The sequence below is a fragment of the Rhodopseudomonas sp. BR0G17 genome (assembly GCF_010907025.1).
In the GTDB taxonomy this organism is placed as follows: Bacteria; Pseudomonadota; Alphaproteobacteria; order Rhizobiales; family Xanthobacteraceae; genus Rhodopseudomonas; species Rhodopseudomonas palustris_H.
Map to the genome: position 1 here is coordinate 1 of NZ_QUML01000070.1, position 5,599 is coordinate 5,599.

Below are 5,599 nucleotides of genomic sequence, written 5' to 3' on the forward strand. Positions count from 1 at the left end.
AGCTGTGCCTGGGGACCCCCACCCCCTACCCCTCCCCGCAAGGGGGAGGGGAGCGCACTGCGACGCGTGGCGTACTTACACGATCTCGGCCAGCACCTTCTCCACCGCTTTTCGCTCCTCGGCCGTCAGCGCGGCTTGCGGCGGGATGGGATCGCCAACGTCGTAGCCTTGCAGCGCCAGGCCGGCCTTGATGCAGGCGGCGAGGTTGAATTTGGCGAAGGCTTCGTTGACGCGCCACAGTTTGCGCTGCAGCTTCAAGGCCTCGTCCCAGCGCTGCGCCTTGCACAGTTCGTACAGCTCAACGCTCTGGCGCGGCGCGATGCAGGCAGGGCCGGCCATCCAGCCGACGCCGCCGATCAGCATCACCGCGGCAGGAATATGCGCCGAGGCCGAGAACACCTGCAGCGCGTCGCCGCAGCGATTGATGATCGACAGCAGCCGCCCGGTATTGGTCGAGGCGTCCTTGATGTAGCGAATCCGCGGATGCTCGGCGAGCCGCGCGATCACGTCCAGCGTCAGATCGGAGCGCTGGAATTGCGGGTTGGTGTAGATCACCACCGGGATATCGACCGCATCCGCGATCGCGCGGAAATAGCTTTCGATCTGCGCGTCCTTGAGCGGGAAATACGCTTCGAGAATCGCCAGGATGCCATCGGCGCCGAGCTTCTCGTACAGTCTGGCCTGCGCAACCGCATCCGCCACCGAGGTCGAGGCGACCCCGGCAACCACCGGCACGCGGCGCTGCGCGGCTTCGATCGTCGCCCGCACCACTGCCTCGCGCTGTGCGGTGCCGAGATAGGCGAATTCCCCGGTCGAGCCGAGCGGCGTCAGCCCGTGCACACCCGCCTGGATCAGATCGTCGCACAGCCGGCCCATCACATCGGCGCGAACGCGGCCCTCCGCATCGACCGGAGACACCAGATAAGGGAATACGCCGTGAAAATCCGCCATCATCCAATCCGTCACTTGTCCACACCCGGCCACCGGAACCGGCGCCCCCGCCTATCCAGCGCAATCCGCCCGGCGCCGCAAGGCGGAAACGTGCTAAGCCTGCCCGACCCACCCTGAACGAGACCTGCCGATGACCTCTGCCCTGCCCCGTGCCGCCAACCAGCAACCGCCGGTCGCGCCGCGCCGTCCGCATAGCTTCACCACCCACGGCATCACGCTGACCGACGACTATGCCTGGCTGAAAGATCCGAACTGGCAGGAGGTGCTGCGCGATCCGTCGCTGCTCGATCCCGACATCCGCGCCTATCTCGAAGCCGAGAACGGCTACACCGACAGCTTGCTCGGCCACACCACGAGTTTGCAGAAGAAGCTGGTCGCGGAGATGCGCGGCCGGATCAAGGAGGACGACTCCAGCGTCCCCTCACCGGACGGCCCCTACGCTTACTTGCGTAAATATCGCGAGGGCGGCCAGCACCCGCTGTACGGCCGCGTCGCCCGCGACGGCGGCGGCGAGATCGACATCATCCTCGACGGCGACGAACTCGCCAAGGGCCACGACTACTTCCAGTTCGGCGACCGCCGGCATTCGCTCGACCACAAGCTCGAAGGTTGGAGCGCCGACACCAAGGGCTCCGAATACTACACCATCCGCGTCCGCGACTGGGCGACCAAGCAGGATCTGCCCGACGTGGTCGAGGAGACCGACGGCGGCCTGGTGTGGACCGCGGATTCGACCGCGTTCTTCTACGTCAAGCTCGACGACAACCACCGCCCGATGCAGGTGTGGCTGCACAAGCTCGGCACGAAGCAGGCCGACGACCTTCTGATCTATGAAGAGCCGGACTCCGGCTGGTTCACCCACATCCACGAAAGCACCAGCGGCCGGTTCTGCGTCATCGCCGGCGGCGATCACGAGACCTCCGAGCAGCGGCTGATCGACGTCTCCGATCCGACCGCGCCGCCGCGCCTGGTCGCCAAGCGCGAACTCGGCGTGCAGTATTCGCTCGGCGACCGCGGCGACGAACTGTTCATCCTCACCAATGCCGACGGCGCGATCGACTTCAAGATCGTCACCGCGCCGCTGGCCCAGCCGACCCGGGACAATTGGCGTGACCTGATCCCGCACCGCGCCGGGATCTATGTGATCGATTTCGATCTCACCACCGGCCATCTGATCAGGCTGGAGCGCGCCAATGCGCTGCCGTCGATCACCATCCGCGATCTCAAAACCGGCGACGAACACGCCATCGCGTTCGCCGAGACCGCTTATTCGCTCGGCACCATCGGCGGCTACGAGTTCGACACCACGAACTTGCGGTTCTCGTATTCGTCGATGACGACGCCGTCGGAAGTCTATGACTACGACATGGCCACGCGGCAGCGCGTGTTGCGCAAGCGCCAGGAGATTCCCTCGGGCCATAATCCAGCCGACTACGTCACGACCCGGATCATGGCAAAGGCGGACGACGGCGCCGAGGTGCCGGTGTCGATCCTGCATCGGGCCGGCCTCAAGCTCGACGGCCAGGCGCCTCTGCTGCTGTACGGCTACGGCTCCTACGGTCATGCCATGGGCGCCGGCTTTTCGGCCAACGCGCTGTCGCTGGTCGACCGCGGCTTCGTCTATGCGATCGCCCATATCCGCGGCGGCGCCGACAAGGGCTGGGGCTGGTATCTCGACGGCAAGCGCGAGAAGAAGACCAACTCGTTCGACGACTTCGCCGCCAGCGCCCGCGCGTTGATTGCGGCGAACTACACCTCGCCCAAACGCATCGTCGCGCACGGCGGCAGCGCCGGCGGCATGCTGATGGGCGCGGTCGCCAATCGCGCCGGTGAGCTGTTCGCCGGCATTGTCGCCGAGGTGCCGTTCGTCGACGTGCTCAACACCATGCTGGACGACACCCTGCCGCTGACGCCTCCCGAGTGGCCGGAGTGGGGCAATCCGATCCAGAGCGAAGCCGACTTCAAGACCATCCTGTCGTATTCGCCCTACGATAACGTCGCCGCCAAAGAGTATCCGGCGATCCTGGCGATGGGTGGCCTCACCGATCCGCGCGTCACCTATTGGGAGCCAGCCAAATGGGTCGCGCGGCTGCGCGCCACCATGACCGGCGGCGGCCCGGTGCTGCTGCGCATCAACATGGGCGCCGGCCACGGCGGCGCCTCCGGCCGCTTCAGCCGCCTCGACGAAATCGCGATCGTCTATGCCTTCGCGCTGTGGGCGGTCGGCTTGGCTGACGCGAGCGCGTGAGCGTGGCATAAAGCCATTCAGAGAGCCTCTCCCCGTCATTGCGAGCGAAGCGAAGCAATCCAGAAGCGCCGAGCACTGAGCCTGGATTGCTTCGTCGCTCCGCTCCTCGCAATGACGGAGACCAACTAACAAGTTTTCAGGAAACAACCCGAGCACATCATGGCCGCACCCAAACCGCCCGGATTTGAAACCCTCAGCCTGCACGCCGGGCAGCATCCCGATCCGCTGACCGGCTCGCGCGCCGTGCCGATCTATCAGACCACCTCCTACGTATTTCAGGACACCGACCATGCCGCGGCGCTGTTCAACATGGAGCGGCCCGGCCACCTCTACACGCGGATTTCCAACCCGACGATCGCGGTGCTGGAAGAGCGGATCGCCGCGCTGGAGAACGGCGTCGGCGCGGTCGCAACCGCGAGCGGCATGGCGGCGCTGCATCTGGCGATCGCGACGCTGCTGAGCGCCGGCGACCACATCGTCGCGTCATCGTCGCTGTACGGCGGCACGATCAACCTCTTGGCGCACACGCTGCCGCGGTTCGGCATCACCACCACCTTCGTGGCGCCGCGCGATCATGCCGGCCTTGCAGCGGCGATCCAGCCGAATACCAGGCTGATGATCGGCGAGACCATCGGCAATCCGGGCCTCGAAGTGCTCGACATCCCGAAGGTCGCGGGAATCGCCCACGAGGCGAAGATTCCGCTGTTGATCGACAACACCTTCGCGACGCCTTACCTGAGCAAGCCGATCGAGCTCGGCGCCGACATCGTGATGCATTCGGCGACCAAATGGCTCGGTGGCCACGGCATCGCGATCGGCGGCGTGCTGGTCGACGGCGGCCGGTTCGACTGGCGCGGCTCCGGCAAGTTTCCGACGCTGACTGAGCCCTATGCCGGCTATCATGACGTCGTCTTCGACGAGCAGTTCGGCCCGACCGCCTTCGTCATCCGCGCGCGGATGGAAGGCCTGCGTGACTTCGGCGCCTGTCTTTCGCCGACCAATGCGTTCCAGTTGCTGCAGGGCATCGAGACGCTGCCGGTGCGGATGGATCGGCACGTCGCCAACACCAAGGCGGTGCTCGACTTCCTCCAGGCCAACAAGGCGGTCGATTGGGTGCTGCATCCGACGCTGGAGAACCACCCCGACTACGAACTGGCCAAGACGCTACTGCCGAGCGGTGCCGGCTCGATCATCTCGTTCGGCATCAAGGGCGGCCGCGCTGCCGGGCGTAAGTTCATCGAAGCGCTGCGGCTCACCAGCCATCTCGCCAATGTCGGCGACGCCAAGACGCTGGTGATTCATCCGGCCTCGACCACGCATCAGCAGATGAGCGCCGAGCAATTGAAGGCCGCCGGCATCGGCGAGGAGCTGATCCGGCTGTCGGTCGGCATCGAAACCGCCGACGACATTATCGCTGACCTGGCGCAGGCTCTGCGCGTTTCGCAGAAGGGCTGAGTCATGCAGATCAAGGTCAACGGGACAGACACCTTTGTTGCCACCGGCGGCAAGCCGTTCGACGCGTCGCTGCCCGCCGCGGTGTTCATCCATGGTGCCGGCTTCGATCGCTCGGTGTGGGCGCTGCAGACGCGCTGGTTCGCGCATCACGGCTACGCCGTGCTGGCGCCGGACCTGCCCGGCCATGGCCGCTCGGCCGGCGAGCCGCTGAAGACGATCGCCGAGATGGCCGATTGGATCGCCGCGCTGCTCGACGCCACAGGCGCGCAGCCGGCCAAGCTGATCGGCCATTCGATGGGGTCGCTGATCGCGCTGGAGACCGCCGCGCGGCACCCGGCCAAGGTGGCGTCGTTGGCGCTGATCGGCACCACCTCGACGATGGCGGTCGGCCCCGATCTGCTGAAAGCCGCCGAAGCCAACGATCCCGCGGCGGTTGCGATGATGACGATCTGGGGCCTTGGCCCGGATGCGGAGATCGGCGGCAACCTCGCTCCCGGCCTGTGGATGCACGGTGGCTCGGTGCGGGTGCTCGAAGCCAACAAGCCCGGGGTGATCTTCAACGATCTGTCCGCCTGCAACGACTACAAGGACGCGCTGACGGCGGCGGCGAAGGTGACGGTGCCGACGCTGTTCATCCCCGGCGAACGCGACATGATGACCCCGACCAAGAACGGCAAGACGCTGGCGGCCGCGATTGCGGGTTCACGCACCGTGATCCTGAAAGGCGTCGGCCACACCATGATGGTCGAGCGCCCCGACGACGTGCTGAAGGCGCTGCAGGGGTAACCGCTCTCTGGCCCCACGCTCGTCATTCCGGGGCGCTCGCGCCAGCGAGCGAACCCGGAATCCCGAGCTGTGGAGCACCCGACGTTTGCAACAACCTCTCTTCACCCTCCCCTGGAGGGGGGAGGGTCGGCGGGTAGCGCGCGAAGCGCGGTACTCGCC

At 66.3% G+C, this 5,599-nt stretch carries 4 protein-coding genes; 3 read left to right on the forward strand and 1 reads right to left on the reverse strand.

The window, feature by feature from the left end:
- Positions 1 to 75: 75 nt before the first annotated feature.
- A complete protein-coding gene (locus DY467_RS25055) occupies positions 76 to 951 on the reverse strand; it encodes a dihydrodipicolinate synthase family protein (RefSeq protein WP_164639737.1) in 876 nt (291 codons plus the stop codon).
- A gap of 130 nt (positions 952 to 1,081) precedes the next feature.
- Here DY467_RS25055 and DY467_RS25060 point away from each other — a divergent pair, with 130 nt between their 5' ends.
- From DY467_RS25060 to DY467_RS25070, 3 genes are all read left to right on the forward strand, one after another.
- The gene (locus DY467_RS25060; protein ID WP_164639739.1) at positions 1,082 to 3,199 is read left to right on the forward strand and encodes a S9 family peptidase; all 2,118 of its coding nucleotides are present in this window, start codon (positions 1,082 to 1,084) and stop codon (positions 3,197 to 3,199) included.
- 159 nt (positions 3,200 to 3,358) lie between these two features.
- On the forward strand, positions 3,359 to 4,654 hold the full coding sequence (locus DY467_RS25065; protein WP_164639741.1) for an O-acetylhomoserine aminocarboxypropyltransferase: 1,296 nt from the start codon (positions 3,359 to 3,361) through the stop codon (positions 4,652 to 4,654).
- Positions 4,655 to 4,657: 3 nt separating this feature from the next.
- Complete coding sequence (locus tag DY467_RS25070; protein ID WP_164639743.1) at positions 4,658 to 5,440, forward strand: alpha/beta fold hydrolase; 783 nt, start codon at positions 4,658 to 4,660, stop codon at positions 5,438 to 5,440.
- Positions 5,441 to 5,599 lie beyond the last annotated feature (159 nt).